The sequence below is a fragment of the Aeromonas sp. R5-4 genome, assembly GCF_040908215.1.
GTDB classification, from domain to species: domain Bacteria; phylum Pseudomonadota; class Gammaproteobacteria; order Enterobacterales; family Aeromonadaceae; genus Aeromonas; species Aeromonas veronii.
The window spans coordinates 25,938-42,747 of the sequence record NZ_JBFODG010000023.1 but is presented as its reverse complement, the minus strand read 5'-3'; the positions used below and the strand labels follow the sequence as shown (position 1 = coordinate 42,747).

At 60.0% G+C, this 16,810-nt stretch carries 15 protein-coding genes; 8 read left to right on the top strand and 7 right to left on the bottom strand.

Features of this window, described 5'->3' with window-relative positions:
* Positions 1–116: 116 nt before the first annotated feature.
* Positions 117–1,121 (bottom strand): substrate-binding domain-containing protein, encoded by a 1,005-nt coding sequence (locus AB5Y83_RS11835; RefSeq protein ID WP_005355925.1) that lies wholly within the window; start codon positions 1,119–1,121, stop codon positions 117–119.
* 434 nt (positions 1,122–1,555) lie between these two features.
* Between AB5Y83_RS11835 and AB5Y83_RS11830 the strand changes: the two genes are divergently transcribed.
* The 7 genes from AB5Y83_RS11830 (at position 1,556) to glpG (ending at position 7,696) form a co-directional block, all read left to right on the top strand.
* Positions 1,556–2,677: a branched-chain amino acid ABC transporter substrate-binding protein gene (locus tag AB5Y83_RS11830; protein WP_005339442.1), complete on the top strand. Its 1,122-nt coding sequence runs from the start codon at positions 1,556–1,558 to the stop codon at positions 2,675–2,677.
* A 66-nt stretch (positions 2,678–2,743) separates the two neighbouring features.
* Positions 2,744–3,670 (top strand): high-affinity branched-chain amino acid ABC transporter permease LivH, encoded by a 927-nt coding sequence (gene livH, locus AB5Y83_RS11825; protein ID WP_005339439.1) that lies wholly within the window; start codon positions 2,744–2,746, stop codon positions 3,668–3,670.
* Positions 3,670–4,938 (top strand): high-affinity branched-chain amino acid ABC transporter permease LivM, encoded by a 1,269-nt coding sequence (locus tag AB5Y83_RS11820; RefSeq protein WP_005355922.1) that lies wholly within the window; start codon positions 3,670–3,672, stop codon positions 4,936–4,938. Before livH ends, AB5Y83_RS11820 begins: the two co-directional genes overlap by 1 nt.
* The gene (livG, locus tag AB5Y83_RS11815; RefSeq protein WP_005339435.1) at positions 4,935–5,708 is read left to right on the top strand and encodes a high-affinity branched-chain amino acid ABC transporter ATP-binding protein LivG; all 774 of its coding nucleotides are present in this window, start codon (positions 4,935–4,937) and stop codon (positions 5,706–5,708) included. Before AB5Y83_RS11820 ends, livG begins: the two co-directional genes overlap by 4 nt.
* A gap of 10 nt (positions 5,709–5,718) precedes the next feature.
* Positions 5,719–6,420 carry an ABC transporter ATP-binding protein gene (locus AB5Y83_RS11810; protein ID WP_005342433.1) on the top strand — a complete coding sequence of 234 codons (702 nt, stop codon included), beginning with the start codon at positions 5,719–5,721 and terminating at the stop codon, positions 6,418–6,420.
* A gap of 122 nt (positions 6,421–6,542) precedes the next feature.
* Positions 6,543–6,866, top strand: coding sequence for a thiosulfate sulfurtransferase GlpE (glpE, locus tag AB5Y83_RS11805; RefSeq protein WP_005355913.1), 324 nt, complete (start codon positions 6,543–6,545; stop codon positions 6,864–6,866).
* Positions 6,863–7,696, top strand: coding sequence for a rhomboid family intramembrane serine protease GlpG (gene glpG / locus AB5Y83_RS11800; RefSeq protein ID WP_005342430.1), 834 nt, complete (start codon positions 6,863–6,865; stop codon positions 7,694–7,696). The genes glpE and glpG overlap by 4 nt, the downstream gene beginning before the upstream one ends.
* Positions 7,697–7,762: 66 nt before the next feature.
* On the opposite strand, the gene AB5Y83_RS11795 is transcribed toward glpG, so the two are convergent.
* Positions 7,763–10,207 carry a VolA/Pla-1 family phospholipase gene (locus tag AB5Y83_RS11795; protein ID WP_368175211.1) on the bottom strand — a complete coding sequence of 815 codons (2,445 nt, stop codon included), beginning with the start codon at positions 10,205–10,207 and terminating at the stop codon, positions 7,763–7,765.
* A gap of 300 nt (positions 10,208–10,507) precedes the next feature.
* On the opposite strand from AB5Y83_RS11795, the gene AB5Y83_RS11790 reads away from it, so the two are divergent.
* Positions 10,508–10,765 carry an accessory factor UbiK family protein gene (locus tag AB5Y83_RS11790; RefSeq protein ID WP_005339429.1) on the top strand — a complete coding sequence of 86 codons (258 nt, stop codon included), beginning with the start codon at positions 10,508–10,510 and terminating at the stop codon, positions 10,763–10,765.
* Between the two features lie 54 nt (positions 10,766–10,819).
* Here AB5Y83_RS11790 and AB5Y83_RS11785 read toward each other — a convergent pair whose 3' ends face one another.
* From AB5Y83_RS11785 to rho, 5 genes are all read right to left on the bottom strand, one after another.
* Positions 10,820–11,833: a sensor domain-containing diguanylate cyclase gene (locus AB5Y83_RS11785; protein ID WP_128834561.1), complete on the bottom strand. Its 1,014-nt coding sequence runs from the start codon at positions 11,831–11,833 to the stop codon at positions 10,820–10,822.
* A 219-nt stretch (positions 11,834–12,052) separates the two neighbouring features.
* A complete protein-coding gene (fre, locus tag AB5Y83_RS11780) occupies positions 12,053–12,751 on the bottom strand; it encodes an NAD(P)H-flavin reductase (protein WP_042054686.1) in 699 nt (232 codons plus the stop codon).
* Between the two features lie 146 nt (positions 12,752–12,897).
* On the bottom strand, positions 12,898–14,367 hold the full coding sequence (gene ubiD, locus AB5Y83_RS11775) for a 4-hydroxy-3-polyprenylbenzoate decarboxylase (RefSeq protein WP_368175210.1): 1,470 nt from the start codon (positions 14,365–14,367) through the stop codon (positions 12,898–12,900).
* Between the two features lie 33 nt (positions 14,368–14,400).
* Positions 14,401–15,393: a hypothetical protein gene (locus AB5Y83_RS11770; protein ID WP_368175209.1), complete on the bottom strand. Its 993-nt coding sequence runs from the start codon at positions 15,391–15,393 to the stop codon at positions 14,401–14,403.
* A 108-nt stretch (positions 15,394–15,501) separates the two neighbouring features.
* Positions 15,502–16,767 carry a transcription termination factor Rho gene (gene rho, locus AB5Y83_RS11765; protein WP_005339417.1) on the bottom strand — a complete coding sequence of 422 codons (1,266 nt, stop codon included), beginning with the start codon at positions 16,765–16,767 and terminating at the stop codon, positions 15,502–15,504.
* Positions 16,768–16,810: the final 43 nt, after the last annotated feature.

Here is a 16,810-nt window from a genome sequence, read left to right as displayed (position 1 = left end):
ATATTCACCAGCAAAGCCGAGATCGGCGCTGCGAGCCACTGGTTGAAAGTAACCCGCCCATAAACAAAAACCCCCTCGTGACAGAGGGGGTTTTTCGTGTTGGCAACGGGTGCGGATTAACGCAGCGGTTTGACCGAGCGACGGACGATCAGCTCGGGCTGTACCGTCATCGATTCCACTTCCAGCTCCTTGTTGCGGATCCGACTGACCAGATGCTTCACCGCCAGCTGGCCCAGTTCGGCCTTCGGGTGGCGGATGGTGGTCAGCGGCGGGCTGGAGAAGCGCGCCATCTCCACATCGTCGTAGCCGATGATGGAGATATCGTCCGGCACCTTGACTCCCGCTTCCCAAGCAGCGCAAATCGCGCCGATCGCCATGGGATCGTCAAAGGCAAAGACCGCGGTCGGACGAGGCTGCAGGGCCAGGATGCGCTGCATGGCATCGAAGCCGCTCTGGCTCTCGTAATCCCCTTCAAAGACCTGTTCATCTTTGAGGGTCAGACCATGCTCGCCCAGCGCATCACGTACCCCGTCCAGTCGCTGCTGGGTGGTCGGCTTGGAGAGCTGGCCAGTGATGCAGACGATGTCGCGGTGCCCCAGCTCCAGCAGATGGCGTACGGCCATGCGGGCGCCGATGCGGGCGTTGTCGTTGATGACGTTGGCGAAATCGCACTCCGTTCCCCAATCCAGTACCACCTGCGGCACGTTCTTGTGGATGCGCAGCATGTCACGCAACGGGGTGTCGATATCGGTACCCAATACCAGCAGGCCATCCACCCGTTTTTCCATCAGCATTCTCAGGTAATGCTGTTGGCGAGGCGGCTGGTTTTCGGTGTTGCAGAGGATCAGGCTGTAGCCCTGTTCGAAGCAGTACGCTTCAACCCCTTGCACCACTTCTGCGAAGAAGGGGTTTACGCTGGTGGTCACCAGCATACCAATGGTCTTGGTCGAATTTATTTTAAGACTGCGCGCTACCGAGTTGGGCGCGTAGTTGAGTTCTGCCACCGCCTCAATCACTTTCTGGGTCGCGTCTTCGCTGACCCGCCGAGTGTGGTTGAGCACATGTGAGACGGTGGAGATGGATACGCCTGCGCGCGAGGCGACATCCTTGATAGTGGCCATCTCTGTCTCCTGACTGTCAAAGGCGGAACATTAGCAGATTTCCCGAATAAAGGCTTGGTTTTAACGAGCTCTGCCACGGAATTGTCAATGCCGGCTAATTTAGGCGCTCATTTCTGTTTGCGCAAATGGATTGTGGTCAAAATGGGAGCGCTGTCAGTGTAAAATATCGCCAGATTAATCCTCTGGCGTTTGTCAGAATCGCCTCTCGTTACCAAGATGTTAAGTCAACAAATCAAAATTAAGCTCTGATTGGCCGAAAATAACAGGTCATTTATTTCAAAATCCACCCATCCAACCCCCTCTGGTTAGTATCTTTAACAGCTTGTTATTGCCCCGTGAGGAATGATAGAACCATACCTATAGCCGGATGCACGGGATGTAGATCCGGAATGGCACACGGAAATGAAACAATCCACTGATTAAGGGACGAATCAATGCATAAGTTGAGCAAAATCACAGTTGGCGCAGCGGTTTCTTTGGCTCTGTTTGGATCGATCTCCATCGCTCACGCGGCAGACACCATCAAGATCGGTATCGCAGGCCCGGTCACCGGCCCGGTCGCCCAGTACGGGGACATGCAGTTCACCGGCGGCAAGATGGCGGTCGAGCAGATCAACAAGGCTGGCGGCATCAATGGCAAGCAGATCGAAGCGGTCGTCTATGACGATGCCTGCGATCCCAAGCAGGCGGTGGCCGTTGCCAACAAGGTGGTGAACGACGGCGTCAAGTTCGTGGTCGGTCACCTCTGCTCCGACAACACCCTGCCCGCCTCCGACATCTATGAAGACGAGGGGATCCTGATGGTCACCCCCGCCTCCACCAACCCCAAGATCACCGAGCGCGGTTACCAGCTGACCCTGCGCACCATCGGCCTGGATAGCGATCAGGGCCCGACTGCCGCCAAATACATTATCGAGCAGGTCAAACCCCAGCGCGTGGCCGTTATCCACGACAAGAAGCAGTACGGTGAAGGGATCGCTTCCAGCGTCAAAGCGGCGCTCGACAAGGCTGGCGTGAAAGTGGTGGCCTTTGAAGGGATCACCGCCGGTGACAAGGACTTCTCCGCCCTGATCGCCAAGCTGCAGAAAGAGAACGTCGATTTCGTCTACTACGGCGGCTATCACCCTGAGCTGGGCCTGATCCTGCGTCAGGCTGGCGAGAAGGGGCTGAAAGCCAAGTTCATGGGCCCGGAAGGGGTGGGTAACAAGGATATCTCCGCCATCGGTGGCCCGGCTTCCGAAGGCCTGCTGGTGACCCTGCCGAACAAATACGATCTGGTGCCGGCCAACGCCCCGCTGGTGGCGGCGTTCAAGGCCAAGGGTCAGGACTCCTCCGGCCCGTTCGTCTGGACTACCTATGCCGCAGTGCAAACCCTGGCAGCCGGTATCGCCAAGGCGGGTGAAGATGACCCGGCTGCCGTTGCCGCCGCCATCAAGGCCGCACCTATCGATACCGTGATGGGCCCCCTGACCTGGGCACCGAACGGTGACCTGAAAGGCTTCGAATTCGGTGTGTTCCAGTGGCACGCTGACGGTACTTCCAGCCAAGTCAAATAATCTGCCGATCGGGGGTGAGTACGCTCACCCCCTCCTCTCTTTGCGGGCAAGTACAGGGAACGCAGTATGTCCGAACACCTCCTCTATCTGGTTCAGCAACTGCTGAATGGATTAACCATAGGCAGCACCTATGCGTTGATCGCCATTGGCTACACCATGGTCTATGGCATCATCGGCATGATCAACTTCGCCCACGGCGAGGTGTACATGATCGGCTCCTATGTCGCTTTTATGGTGATGGCGGGGCTCATGATGATGGGCATCGACAGCACCTTTCTACTGCTGGGAGGCGCCTTCCTGGTCAGTATCATCATCACCGGCACCTATGGCTGGAGCATCGAGCGGGTCGCCTACCGGCCACTGCGTGGTGGCAACCGGCTGATCCCCCTCATCTCCGCCATCGGCATGTCGATCTTCCTGCAGAACATGATGCGGATGGCACAGGGCTCGCGGGATATTGCCATGCCCAGCCTGATCTCCGGTGGCTGGACCCTGGGGGGTGAGGATGGTTTTCAGGCCAGCCTCTCCTATATGCAGCTGATCATCTTCGTGGTGACTTTCATCACCATGCTGGCGCTGACCCAGTTCATCGGCCGCTCCCGCATGGGCCGCGCCTGCCGCGCCTGTTCGGAAGATATCAAGATGGCCAACCTGCTGGGCATCGACACCCACGTGGTCATCTCCATCACCTTCGTGCTGGGGGCCGCGCTGGCCGCCGTCGCCGGGGTGCTGCTCGGCATGTATTACGGCGTCATCAACCCCTACCTCGGCTTTATGGCCGGTCTGAAGGCCTTCACTGCCGCAGTGCTGGGCGGTATCGGCAGCATTCCGGGTGCCGTACTGGGCGGCCTGCTGCTGGGGGTGGTTGAAGCGCTCACCGCCGGTTATCTCAGCACCGAGTACAAGGATGTGATGGCGTTTGCCCTGCTCATTTTTGTGCTGCTCTTTATGCCGACCGGCATTCTGGGCCGTCCGGAAGTGGAGAAAGTGTGATGAAACATCAATTTATCCACGCCTGTATCGCCAGCCTGGTGTTGCTGGTGCTCTCTTTCTGGCTGCTCGGCTTCAAGCTGGAGACCGATGGCTCCAGCCTGCAGGTAGTGAGCCGCCTCGATGTGTCGCTGGCCTGGCTGCTGGGGGGAGCCACCCTTGTTTTCTGGTTCCAGATGCTGCGCGGCCAGATCGCCAAGCTGTTTCAGGCCTCCATCAGCGGTTTCTCGGTCGGCTTCACCAAGCTGGTGCTACCGAGCCCGGAAGAGGCGCCCAAGCTCTATAACCTCACCGCCGTGCTGGTGCTGCTGTTCGCGGTGAGCTGGCCCTTTATGGCTTCTCGCGGCGCCATCGATCTCGCCACCCTCACCCTGATTTACATCATGCTGGGGCTGGGGCTGAACGTGGTGGTCGGCCTCGCCGGTCTGCTCGATCTCGGCTATGTCGGCTTCTATGCGGTCGGCGCCTACAGCTATGCCCTGCTCAACACCTACTTCGGGCTGAGCTTCTGGGAGTGCCTGCCCATCGCCGGGCTGATGGCCGCTACCTTCGGCTTCCTGCTCGGTTTCCCGGTGCTGCGGCTGCGGGGGGACTATCTGGCCATCGTCACCCTGGGTTTTGGCGAGATCATCCGCATCCTGCTCAACAATATGACCACCCTGACCGGCGGCCCGAACGGCATCTCCGGCATCCCCAAGCCGACGCTGGGGGGGCTGGAGTTCAACCGCACCGTCAAGGATGGGGGCTTTGATACCTTCCATAACTTCTTCGGCATTACCTACAACGCCAACCACAAGGTGATCTTCCTCTACCTGATGGCGCTGGTGTTGGTGGTGGTGACCCTGTTCGTCATCAACCGCCTGCTGCGCATGCCACTGGGCCGCGCCTGGGAAGCGCTGCGGGAAGACGAGATCGCCTGCAAATCGCTGGGGCTCAACCCCACCATCATCAAGCTGACCGCCTTCACCATAGGCGCCACCTTTGCCGGTTTCGCCGGCAGCTTCTTTGCCTCGCGGCAGGGCTTTATCAGCCCGGAATCCTTCGTCTTTATCGAGTCGGCCATAGTGCTGGCGATTGTGGTGCTGGGTGGCATGGGCTCCCAGATCGGGGTGGTGCTGGCCGCTATCGTGATGACGGTGCTGCCGGAGCTGGCCCGCGAATTCAACGAGTACCGCATGCTGATGTTTGGCCTCTTGATGGTGTTCATGATGATCTGGCGGCCACAGGGATTGCTGCCGATGACCCGTCCGCATCTGGAGTTGAAGAAATGAGTACACATCAGAAGTTAATGGAAGTCTCTGATCTGTCGATGCGCTTCGGGGGCCTGCTGGCCGTCAACGGGGTAAAACTGGATATCGACAAGGGCGAAGTGATCTCCATCATCGGCCCCAACGGCGCGGGCAAAACCACCATCTTCAACTGCCTGACCGGTTTCTACTGTCCGAGCGGCGGCACCATCCGTTACAAGGGTGAAGAGATCCAGGGGCTGCCCGGCCACCTCATCGCCCGCAAGGGGATTGTGCGTACCTTCCAGCACGTGCGGCTGTTCAAGGAGATGACGGCGGTGGAGAACCTGCTGGTTGCCCAGCATCAGCACCTCAACACCAGCTTTATCGCCGGCCTGTTCAAGACCCCGGCCTTCCGCCGTGCCGAGCAGGAGGGGCTGGAGCGGGCCGCCTTCTGGCTGGATAAAGTGGGCCTCAAGGATCTCGCCAACCGCGCCGCCGGTAATCTGGCCTACGGTCAGCAGCGCCGGCTCGAGATCGCCCGCTGCATGGCGACCCGTCCCGAGCTGCTGATGCTGGACGAACCGGCCGCCGGTCTCAACCCGAAGGAGACCGACGAGCTGGACGAGCTCATCATGAGCCTGCGGGACGAATTCGGGGTCTCGGTGCTGCTGATCGAGCACGATATGAAGCTGGTGATGGGCATCTCCAACCGCATCTTCGTGGTCAGCCAGGGCACCCCGCTGGCCCATGGCAAGCCGGATGAGATCCGTAACAACCCGGCAGTGATCAAGGCCTATCTGGGCGAGTCGTAAGGAAAACAAGATGTTAGAACTTCGCAACGTATCGACCCACTACGGCAAAATTCAGGCGCTGCACGATGTCAGCGTCGAGGTGAAAGAGGGGGAAATCGTCACCCTGATCGGCGCCAACGGCGCGGGCAAGACTACCCTGCTGATGACCCTCTGCGGCGAGCCCAAGCCCAGCAGCGGCTCCATCTGGTTTGAAGGGGAGCAGATCAGCTCCCTCACCACAGCCCGCATCATGCGCAAGGATATCGCCGTGGTGCCGGAAGGGCGCCGTATCTTTGCCCGCCTGACGGTGGAGGAGAACCTGCTGATGGGCGCCTTCTTCGTCGACAAGGCAGAGCAGCATGGCCTGCTGGATCAGGTGTTCACCCTGTTCCCGCGCCTGCACGAGCGCCTGCAACAACGGGCAGGCACCATGTCCGGCGGCGAGCAGCAGATGCTGGCCATCGGCCGCGCCCTGATGAGCAAGCCGCGCCTGCTGCTGCTGGATGAACCCTCGCTGGGGCTGGCCCCCATCGTCATCCAGCAGATTTTCGACACCATAGAGCAGCTGCGCCAGAAGGGGATGACCATCTTTCTGGTGGAGCAGAACGCCAACCAGGCGCTCAAGCTAGCCGACCGCGGCTATGTGCTGGAGAACGGCCACGTTGTGCTGCAAGACACAGGCGCCGCCCTGCTGGCCAACCCGGCAGTGCGGCAGGCCTATCTGGGCGGTTAACCCACTGACCCGCATGCCATATCGACAAGGGAGCCGCTGGCTCCCTTATCTTTTGTGGGGTTAGTTTGCGCCCAAGCTTGCGGTACACTGGCCCGTAATCAACCTATTCGCAGGACATCCCGATGGACCAGTTTGCCCATATCAATGCCCATGATGCCCACCAGAAACTGAGCGCGGGTGAAGCCCGTCTGGTGGATATTCGCGACCCGCAATCCTTTGAAGCGGCCCACGCGGTCGGCGCCTTCCACCTCACCAACGGCACCCTGGTGCGCTTTATGAATGAAGTGGATTTCGATACCCCGGTCATCGTGATGTGCTATCACGGCAACAGCAGTCAGGGGGCGGCCCAATACCTGCTGCAACAGGGTTATGACGAGGTCTACAGTCTGGATGGCGGCTTCGAGGCGTGGCGCCGGGAGTTTCCCATCGAGGCAGGCGAGGCATGATCCAGCTGCTGGTGCTCGACAACGCCCGCATGGCGCAGGCGCTGGTGGACTATCTGGCGACCTTGGGGATCTCCTGCGAGCTGACCCAGTCCGAGCTGGGGGTCACCATCTGGCTGGCGGACGAGCAGCGCCTCGCGCAGGCCCAGCTGGAGGTGAAGCGCTTTCTGGCCGAGCCTGGCCACCCGCGCTATATGGAAGCTTCCTGGCAATCCGGCCGCGCCGATGCCCGTATCGACTACAGCAAGGGGATGACGGATCCCATCACCGATTTCCTTCATCAGGCGGGGCCACTGACGCTGGTGGTCATCATCGCCTGTCTCGCCATCTACGGGATCGAGGCCATCGGCCTGCCAATCTACGATGAACTGGCATTCCACCCGACGCTTGCCCAGTTCACCGACTGGCAGGCATGGCGTTATTTCACCCCCGCCCTGATCCACTTCTCGGTGCTCCATCTGGTGTTCAACTTGCTCTGGTGGTGGTATCTCGGCGGCCAGATCGAGCAGCGCCTTGGCAGCGGCAAGTTGCTGATCCTGCTGCTGGTGGGCGCCGCCCTGCCCAATATCGCCGAGTTCTTTGCCAGCGGCCCGCTGTTTGGCGGCCTCTCCGGCGTGGTCTATGCCCTGCTCGGCTACTGCTGGCTGCGCAGCAAGCTGCAACCGGCCTGTGGCCTCACTCTGCCACCGGCACTGATGGGCTTTATGCTGTTCTGGATGGTGCTCGGCTTCTTCGACATGCTCGGCACCAGCACCGCCAACATCGCCCATCTGACCGGCCTGCTGGTCGGCCTGCTGCAAGGCTGGCTGGATCGCAACCACCAGCCGGGCTGATTTTTCAGCAGCCGCAGAAACGAGAACGCCGCCCCGAAGGGCGGCGTTTTTTTACGCGATAGGCAGTTACTGCTTGATCAGGGTGTCATCGGTTACCTTGACCGCCGCACCGCCACTCATAAAGAAGCTGGCGAACTGGGTCTGGATCTCGGTGGTGACCGCGCCAGCCTGATCGAAGTTCTCGTCAGGAGCCAGCAGCGAGCTATGGCCCCCTTTCAGGAAGCGCGCAGCATGGTGACCCGCCGGGAGCACGCCGGACCCCTTCAGCTCTTGCAAACCCAGCACCCGGAACAGCGGCTCGGTGCCACCCAACGGTGCAGAGGCGATGCTGTTGGGGATCACCTGATCCGGCAGATTGAGGGCGCCATCACCCACAATTTCGGTGGCGAACAGCGGGAAGCTCTTGGCGACGCCACTGCCCAGATTGATCGGGTCGGCAGAGTCCAGCACTGACTGGGCGGCAAAGGTATAGCTCTGCAAGGTGCTCGCCGCACCCGCCTGCGTGGCAGCATCCAGGCTGGGCAGGAACTCGTTGACGAAGCAAGTGGCGGCAGCTGTTTTGCAATTCGGTGCATAGGCGGTAAAGCCCGCTTTCAGCGCCGGACTGCCCGAGGTAAGCACGCTCATCTTGATGGTCGGCCCGAAGCTAGGCGAGTTGAGCAACAACGGCGCGATGCCGCCACCCGGCATCGCCAGACCACCGGTATCGAACTTGAACAGGGCATCAGCCTGAGCACTGCCGGTGGTCTGGTTGGCGACAGCCAGCAGATTGGCCCCGGTAATGGCACCAAGTGAGTGACCGAGGAAATGCACCTTCAGACCGGCACCACCCAATTGGCCACCCAATCCCTGGGTGTTGGCCAGACCGACAGCCAGTCGCAGCCCCAGCAGATCCGCCACGCTCTGTTTCAGATTGTCCCGCGCCACCGTCAGATAGTTGAGGTTCAGATAGGGGAGCGGGTTCTCCGATGTGGTCACCGTCGCCATGCTGTTGCTCAGGGCATAACCACGCTCGCCGTGCAGCGGATGATCGATCACTACCACAGCGACATTTTTGGCTGTTGGTGTGACTTGCAGACCAGCACCAATCTGGCCCAGCGCCAGCGCATAGACGTTCTCCTTGATGGAGGTAACCCCGTGTTGATAGATGATCACATCGGTAATGGTATTGAGCGGTGCAGCGGCGAAGATCCGCAGCGGTACCGATTGTACTTCGCTCAGGGTCGGCAACGGGTTGAAACGGCCGATATTGCGCTCGGCATCCAGCGGCTTGCCACCAGAGGTGAGAGTCACCCCGATCAGCTTGCTTGCCTCGGTCAGCAGTTCACTCTGACGGCTCGGGTCGGCGATCAGCTCACCCAGCAATGCCGGGTCCACGCCCGCCCCGACGAGTCCACCGATCACCTCGGTATCGCCCGCTTTCAGCGCGTTGGCGATGGCATAGAGGCTGGGAATGGCGCCGTGCCAAGATTGGGTCTTGGCCTTGTCCCATGAGCCAGCTATCGCGGGTGTAGAGAGGAAGTAAGGGAGTTTGACGGTGCCGGTATAAACCTTGGTCGCCGCTGCGACTCCGTTGAGGGTGCCATTAGCCGCCACAGCGGCAGCAATCGCATCACGATCTTTCTGCGGCAAGAATGGCTCATTCGCCAGCTGGGTCAGAAAATCCACCCCGCCATTAAGACCATTGATGGTATAGGTTGCTGGCAGGCTGGTGTTGCCCTTGGCATCCTGTTTCCACAGCGCCGCGGCGTCCAGGCTCGGGCTCTTCAGCACGGAAGCGGCGGCACTCTTCACCGCCAGCAGCACATCGGCACCAGATTGGGTGGCAAACCAGTCGGAGAAGATCACCCGGTCGCTGGTGATCCCGGTGGCCGCCTTGAACAGACCTTCCTGCAGCAAGATCAGGCCGTTGATGGTCTGCTCCTGAGTAGTTGCGCCAGCTGTCGATTTGAAGCTGCTGTAATCGCCTCCCGCCTTGAGCGGTGTGCCGCGACTGTCCTTGAGGGCATCGGTCGCCACTATCATGTAGTAAGAAGAGGGATTGAGCGGCTTGAGCGGAACCAGATTGAGCTTGCCGTCCCCGCCAGTGACCACAAAGTCGGTCCCATAAACCAGTGGCTTGCCGCCCTTGACTCCGTTGGGTTGCAGAGTGACCGGATCCAGCGTGAGCTCGAGCAGGTAGAGGGGCGCAACGGCAGAGGCATACTCGCTGGCCGCCGGTGCCGGCACAGAGACACCGGTCACGGTCGCTGGTACCAGCTGGACCGGTTGGGTGGTTGACCAGCCATCCAGGGTGGAGAGGGCAGATACCGGGTTCGACAGATCAGCAGTTTCTGTCGAAAACTTCAGGGTACCGTCGCTGGCACGGGGGGCCAGCACGCTCGGGCGCACCCCGTTGGCGCCACTCAGGACGTAGTCGAGGGAGCTGGTGGTGTCTCCCTTGTTGTCATCTCCACCACATCCGGCCAGCAGGGCGCTGACAACAGCTGCATAAATTAGCTTCTTCTTCATTTTTTATTCTCTTTTTATAAGGTTGTTATCCATCACAAGCCAACGGGGTCATCACGACCTCGACTGCAAAACGTTAACATAAAACCAACACCAAATAAGACTCATGCCGGACAGTTCTGGCTCAGCTTTGTGGTGCATGTCATGGTTTCAGGTTAACAAAGGGGCGCAAGGGTAGCAGTTGTGGCCCCATCACCAGACCCGACCAGCCAGCGGGCACCATCACGACTAAAAAGCCGCCGCGATCTCGGCAAAGTGAGGGAATTGTCGGTAGAATGTCCGCCAACGCTTAAGGAGGACATCATGATCGACCCGAAGAAACTGGAAGAGATCGCCAAGCAGGTGCACAACTCCCTGCCGCCCGGCATTCGCAGCATGGGTGAAGAGGCCGAGAAGAAGATGCGTCAGGTACTGCAAGCCCAGCTGGGCAAGCTGGATCTGGTCAGCCGCGAAGAGTTCGACGTGCAGACCAAGGTACTGCTGCGTACCCGTGAAAAACTGGCCGCCCTCGAAAGCAAGCTGGCTCAGCTCGAGCAGCAGCTCGGCGCCAAAGGCGAATAACGAAAACCCCAGCTCGGCTGGGGTTTTTGCTTTGAATTGAACCTGTAAAAAGCATCACACCTGAAGCAGATACCAGGCCCGCTTGCCGCGTGCCTTGGCCTCATACATGGCACGGTCGGCCACCTCCAATGCCTGCCGGAAGCTCAATGGCTCCTCCTCCCACAGGGCGATGCCGATACTCAGCCCCACCCGTTGCGGGCAACCGGGTTTGGGCACATAGCCGTGCATCCGGCTGATCAGGGCGTCAGCCAGTTGCGCCAGGCCATGGCTCGACACATCCCGGTGCAGATGCACCACAAACTCGTCGCCGCCGTAACGGCCACATAGCGCCGAGCCAGGCATAATAAGGCGCAGCCAGTCCGCCATCTGCTGCAACACCAGATCGCCGCAGGCGTGGCCCAGCTGGTCGTTGATCCCTTTGAAATCATCCAGATCGATAAAGAGCAGCGCCCCCGCACCTTGTGGCTGCAGCTGGGCAAACGCCTTGCCAAACCCCTGCCGGTTGAGCAAGCCGGTCAGTGCGTCGCTGTTGGCTCGCTCAGCCAGTCGCTGCTCATAGGCCTTGCGCTGGGTGATATCGATATGGGAGCCCATGATCCGCAGCGGCTTGCCATCGCCATCCCAATCGACGACCCGGCCCCGATCCCACAACCAGGTGATCTCCCCGGCCGGGCTGATGGTGCGGTATTCGGCTTCGTAGAAGGGGGTTTTCCCCTCAAGGTGGGCAAAGTAGCTGCCCATGGCATGGGCGCGATCGTCGGGATGGAGCTTGGCGCTCCACTGATCGAAATGAGGGGCCATGTCACCGGCCTGAAAGTTCTGCAGATTGAAGACGCGCAGCTCGCCGGTGGGAATAGTGCCCTGCCAGAGACAGATGCCGGTGCCATCGAGGGCGGCATTGAGCTTCTCCTGCAACAGGCCGTTTTCATGCTGCAAAGCGGCGATCTCTGCCTGCAAACGAGCCATTTCACTGCCATGAGGGGACGGGATCAGCGTTGCGACCCGCTCGACAGAGCCGGTCTCTCCCCTGTCATCCTCCGCAGATGCCCTGCCCTCTTCACTCAACACTGCGCCTCCTTGTGCTTGCTCTATGGATGCTCTTGTCAATCCCCCACAAAGATGCCATCAGCTAGGCTCGATTAGTAGCCATTCATAGCCAAAATATTGAAAAATAATGGGATAACGCCGCAATAATCCAACCATTCGGTACGATCAGGTACTGCGGCAGCCACAAAAACAAAAGCCCCCGGCAAAACCGGGGGCTGCGTCATCCAGACGGGGATCCCGTCAGATAAATTCGTAGGCGTCACCAAAGATGCGCTCCGGCTCGGCGCCAAGGATCTTGAACTCCTCACGCGCGGCACCCGCCATCTCGAAACGGCCGGCGACATAGATGTCGTAGTCGTGGAGGCTGACGAAGTCATCCATGATCGCCTTGTGTACCAGCCCGCTCTTGCCGGTCCAGTCAGCATCCGGCTCCTGCACCACCGGGATAAAGGTGAGCGGCGCATAGTCACGCTCCCACTGCTGCATCTGCTCCAGCTCATAGAGCCAGTGAGCCTGACGCACACCCCAGTAGAAGAACACCGGGCGCTTGCTGCCCGTGTCGATCAGGTACTCCAGAATGGAGCGGGCGTAAGAGAAGCCGGTGCCGCCCGCCATCAGGATCAGCGGACGGGGAGATTCATCGCGCAGGAACGCCTTGCCAGCCGGCAATTCGACCTCGATCTCGCCCTGCTCGCGCATGCGGGCCAGCACCTGACCGGCGTAGGCGTTCTCGGGAGTGGCACCGATTTGCAGCTCCAGCACGCCCGGGCGGGTCGGCGAGTTGGCGATGGAGAAGGGGCGCTTGTCCGAATCGCTCATCACCACCAGCAGATACTGGCCCGGCTTGAAGCTGATCGCTTGCTGCGGCGTCAGGGCCACATGCCAGATGGTGTCGACATATTCGCGCAGTTCCTCTACGCGGCATTTGATACGTTGCATTCTTGTCCTTGTGGCGGGCTCGCTCGGCCCGCTTCGCTCATTGTTTCACTATGGAGTGACGACCAGCAGCCCTGGCCCCGTCAGTCGAGAATACTCAAATCAGTGCGGATCGCATCACTTTTTGCAGCAAAGCTGTCATGTTTGCCTCATCCGAGGATCTTCAGCTCATCCCAGATGGCATCGACCTTCTGCTTCACCGCCTCATCCTGAACTATAGGCTGACCCCACTCCCGATTGGTCTCGCCCGGCCACTTGTTGGTGGCATCCAGCCCCATCTTGGAACCGAGGCCGGAGACCGGCGAGGCGAAGTCCAGATAGTCGATCGGCGTATGCTCGATCAAGGTAGTGTCCCTTGCCGGGTCCATCCGGGTGGTGATGGCCCAGATCACATCCTTCCAGTCGCGAGCGTTGACGTCATCGTCACACACCACCACGAACTTGGTGTACATGAACTGGCGCAGGAATGACCAGACTCCCAGCATTACCCGCTTGGCGTGGCCCGGGTAACGCTTCTTGATGGTCACCACCGCCATCCGGTAGGAGCACCCCTCCGGCGGAAGATAGAAGTCCACAATCTCGGGGAACTGCTTCTGCAGCAGCGGCACAAACACCTCGTTCAGCGCCAGACCCAGCACCGCCGGTTCATCGGGCGGACGGCCGGTGTAGGTGCTGTGATAGATGGCATCACGCCGCTTGGTGATGTGGGTGATGGTGAAGACCGGGAACTCGTCTACCTCGTTGTAGTAGCCGGTGTGGTCGCCATAAGGCCCTTCCGGCGCCATCTCACCCGGCTCAAGATAGCCTTCCAGCACAATCTCGGCGCTGGCGGGCACCTCCAGATCGCAGCTGATGGCCTTGATCACTTCGGTACGGCTGCCGCGCAGCAGACCGGCAAAGGCATATTCGGAGAGAGTATCCGGCACCGGCGTCACCGCGCCGAGAATGGTCGCGGGATCGGCACCGAGCGCTACCACCACCGGGAAGCGCTCACCGGGATGGGCCTCCTGCCACTCGCGAAAATCGATGGCACCGCCACGGTGATCCAGCCAGCGCATGATCAGCTTGTTTTTGGCGAGCTTCTGCTGGCGATAGATGCCGAGGTTCTGGCGCTTCTTGTAGGGGCCACGGGTGATGGTGAGGCCCCAGGTGACCAGCGGCGCCACATCGCCGGGCCAGCAGTGCTGGATCGGGATCTGGTCGAGATCGACCGCATCGCCCTCCTGCACCACCTGCTGGCAGGGGGCGGAAGATAGGCGCTTGGTCGGCATGTTGAGCACCTGCTTGAAGATCGGCAGCTTCTCCATCAGCTCCTTGAATCCCTTGGGCGGCTCGGGCTCCTTGAGATAGGAGAGCCAGACCCCGACCTGACGCAGGGCACCCACATCGGGCTGCCCCATGCCCATGGCAACCCGATCAGGTGTACCGAACAGGTTGGTCAGCACCGGCATGGTGTAGCCTTTGGGATTTTCGAACAGCAGAGCCGGGCCACCCGCACGCAGGGTACGGTCGCTGATCTCGGTCATCTCCAGATAGGGATCTATCTCGCGGGTGATGCGCTTGAGTTGTCCGTTTTGTTCCAGCTGCGCGATGAAATCACGCAAATCCTTGTATTTCATGCAAGTTCCCAACCGGGTTCAGGAGGTCACGCATTATAACCCTGGCTGCCCATCGGGTGTACCCGAATCGGGCAGCAGACTCGGTGCAATGGGTGGCATGTCACGCTGGCCGAGGCGTCTGGCCAGTGCAGAGAGCAGTTGGGGCTCGTCCACCTCCATCAACAGACCGGCCACCAGCGCCCCGTATTGGCGGTTGGAGAGTTCCGCCAGCAGGTATTTCTGGGCTTGCGGCGGCAAGGGGGAGAGCGCGCTCAGCTGACGCAGGGCGGCCCCCTTCAACCCCTCGTTGCCACTGGCGGCAATCAGCAGATCGCTGGCAGCACTGCCGTGATGGAAGCGGTTGATGGTAGAGAGTGCACGCAGCGCATCCTGATCTGCCGGCCGCCGCCACAGCATGCTATAGAGCGCCGGTTCCCCGGTGCGCTGCAACAGATGGAACAACAGATGATTGTCGGGCAGATAGATATTCTGGCTGGCCAGCGCTTGCGCCTCCCGCATCCAGATCGGCTGCGGCAAGGTGTCGAGGGCCAGCAACAGGGCTTGCTGCTGCATGGCGAGATCGGGGTTACTGCTGTAGTAGATGGACTTTAGCGGGAAGCTGCCCTGGGCAAGCTGCTGCCGATAGCGCTGCATCAGTGATTGCAGCTGCCACGCCCCCAGCAACTGACGGGCCTGCGCGGCAAAATCATAGACAGGTTGCTGCACCAGAAAACCGTCGACCTGCTGCTCCATGAGCCACTCGGGGGCCTTGTCGGCCTGAGCCTCGACCCACTGTTGCAACGCAGGGGATGCAGGGGTGGTAGCGGGAATATCCCGCAGCAGCTGCAACAGCAGGAACTCCCGCCGCTCGCGACTCAGGGTCGCCAGCAGAGAGTCGATGGCTGCAAATTGCCCCTCCTGCAGACGGCCCGCCAGATAGCGCTGGTGAGTCTGCAACATCTCGGCTGTCACCGCGACCGGAGCACTCTGCGCGCAGGCTGGCATTGCACTCAGCAACCCCAGCAATAACCAGAAAACAGGCTTCATGACGTCTCCATCCATGTGACATCGGGATCTCATACTACTAGGGCGACCGGAAAACAGATAAACAAAAACCGCGACCAGGGCCGCGGTTTCGTCATTTTCTGACCGGACTTACTTCTGCTGGCGCCGCATGGCGTCGAAGAACTCGTCGTTGGTCTTGGTCATCGCCAGCTTGTCGATGAGGAATTCGATACCGTCGATCTCGCCCATCGGGTGGACAATCTTGCGCAGGATCCACATCTTCTGCAGCTCGTCACCTGAGGTGAGCAGCTCTTCCTTACGGGTGCCTGAGCGGGTGATGTCGATAGCCGGGTAGACACGCTTCTCGGCAATCTTGCGCGAGAGGTGCAGTTCCATGTTGCCGGTACCCTTGAACTCTTCGTAGATAACTTCGTCCATCTTGGAACCGGTATCGATCAGCGCGGTGGCGATGATGGTCAGGCTGCCGCCCTCTTCAACATTACGCGCGGCGCCGAAGAAGCGCTTGGGACGGTGCAGGGCGTTGGCATCCACACCACCGGTCAGTACCTTGCCGGATGACGGGATAACTGTGTTGTAGGCGCGAGCCAGACGAGTGATGGAGTCCAGCAGGATCACCACATCTTTCTTGTGCTCGACCAGACGTTTGGCCTTCTCGATCACCATCTCGGCAACCTGAACGTGGCGGGAAGCAGGTTCGTCAAAGGTGGAAGCGATCACTTCACCTTTAACCATCCGCTGCATCTCGGTCACCTCTTCCGGACGCTCGTCGATCAGCAGAACGATCAGTTCACAGTCCGGGTGGTTGTAGGCGATGCTCTGGGCGATGTTCTGCAGCAGCATGGTCTTACCGGCCTTGGGCGGCGCCACGATCAGGCCACGCTGGCCTTTACCGATGGGGGAAGCCAGGTCCAGTACACGGGCGGTGATATCTTCAGTAGAGCCATTACCCCGTTCCATACGCAGACGTTCGTTGGCATGCAGGGGGGTAAGGTTTTCAAACAGGATCTTGTTGCGGGAGTTTTCCGGACGGTCGTAGTTGACCTCATTGACCTTGAGCAGTGCGAAGTAGCGTTCGCCCTCTTTCGGTGGCCGGATCTTGCCGGAGATGGTATCGCCGGTACGCAGGTTGAAGCGGCGGATCTGGCTCGGGGAGACGTAGATATCGTCAGGGCCTGCCAGATAGGAGCCGTCTGCACTGCGCAGGAAGCCGAAACCATCGGTCAGGATTTCCAGCACACCGTCGCCAAAGATATCTTCACCACCCTTGGCGTGCGCCTTGAGGATTGCAAAAATAATATCTTTCTTGTGCGCCCGAGCCAGATTTTCCAACCCCATGGATTCGCCAAGCTTGACCAGCTCGGACACAGGAGTGTTCTTTAATTCAGTCAGATTCATAGTGGTGAAAGTCTGTAAGCAAGGATTGAAATGAGGAGACAGT

Coding starts and splice junctions, on each gene's coding strand:
- AB5Y83_RS11835 (WP_005355925.1), bottom strand. CDS start 1,121: ATGGCCACTATCAAGGATGTCGCCTCGCGCGCAGGCGTATCCATCTCC.
- AB5Y83_RS11830 (WP_005339442.1), top strand. CDS start 1,556: ATGCATAAGTTGAGCAAAATCACAGTTGGCGCAGCGGTTTCTTTGGCT.
- livH (WP_005339439.1), top strand. CDS start 2,744: ATGTCCGAACACCTCCTCTATCTGGTTCAGCAACTGCTGAATGGATTA.
- AB5Y83_RS11820 (WP_005355922.1), top strand. CDS start 3,670: ATGAAACATCAATTTATCCACGCCTGTATCGCCAGCCTGGTGTTGCTG.
- livG (WP_005339435.1), top strand. CDS start 4,935: ATGAGTACACATCAGAAGTTAATGGAAGTCTCTGATCTGTCGATGCGC.
- AB5Y83_RS11810 (WP_005342433.1), top strand. CDS start 5,719: ATGTTAGAACTTCGCAACGTATCGACCCACTACGGCAAAATTCAGGCG.
- glpE (WP_005355913.1), top strand. CDS start 6,543: ATGGACCAGTTTGCCCATATCAATGCCCATGATGCCCACCAGAAACTG.
- glpG (WP_005342430.1), top strand. CDS start 6,863: ATGATCCAGCTGCTGGTGCTCGACAACGCCCGCATGGCGCAGGCGCTG.
- AB5Y83_RS11795 (WP_368175211.1), bottom strand. CDS start 10,207: ATGAAGAAGAAGCTAATTTATGCAGCTGTTGTCAGCGCCCTGCTGGCC.
- AB5Y83_RS11790 (WP_005339429.1), top strand. CDS start 10,508: ATGATCGACCCGAAGAAACTGGAAGAGATCGCCAAGCAGGTGCACAAC.
- fre (WP_042054686.1), bottom strand. CDS start 12,751: ATGCAACGTATCAAATGCCGCGTAGAGGAACTGCGCGAATATGTCGAC.
- ubiD (WP_368175210.1), bottom strand. CDS start 14,367: ATGAAATACAAGGATTTGCGTGATTTCATCGCGCAGCTGGAACAAAAC.
- AB5Y83_RS11770 (WP_368175209.1), bottom strand. CDS start 15,393: ATGAAGCCTGTTTTCTGGTTATTGCTGGGGTTGCTGAGTGCAATGCCA.
- rho (WP_005339417.1), bottom strand. CDS start 16,767: ATGAATCTGACTGAATTAAAGAACACTCCTGTGTCCGAGCTGGTCAAG.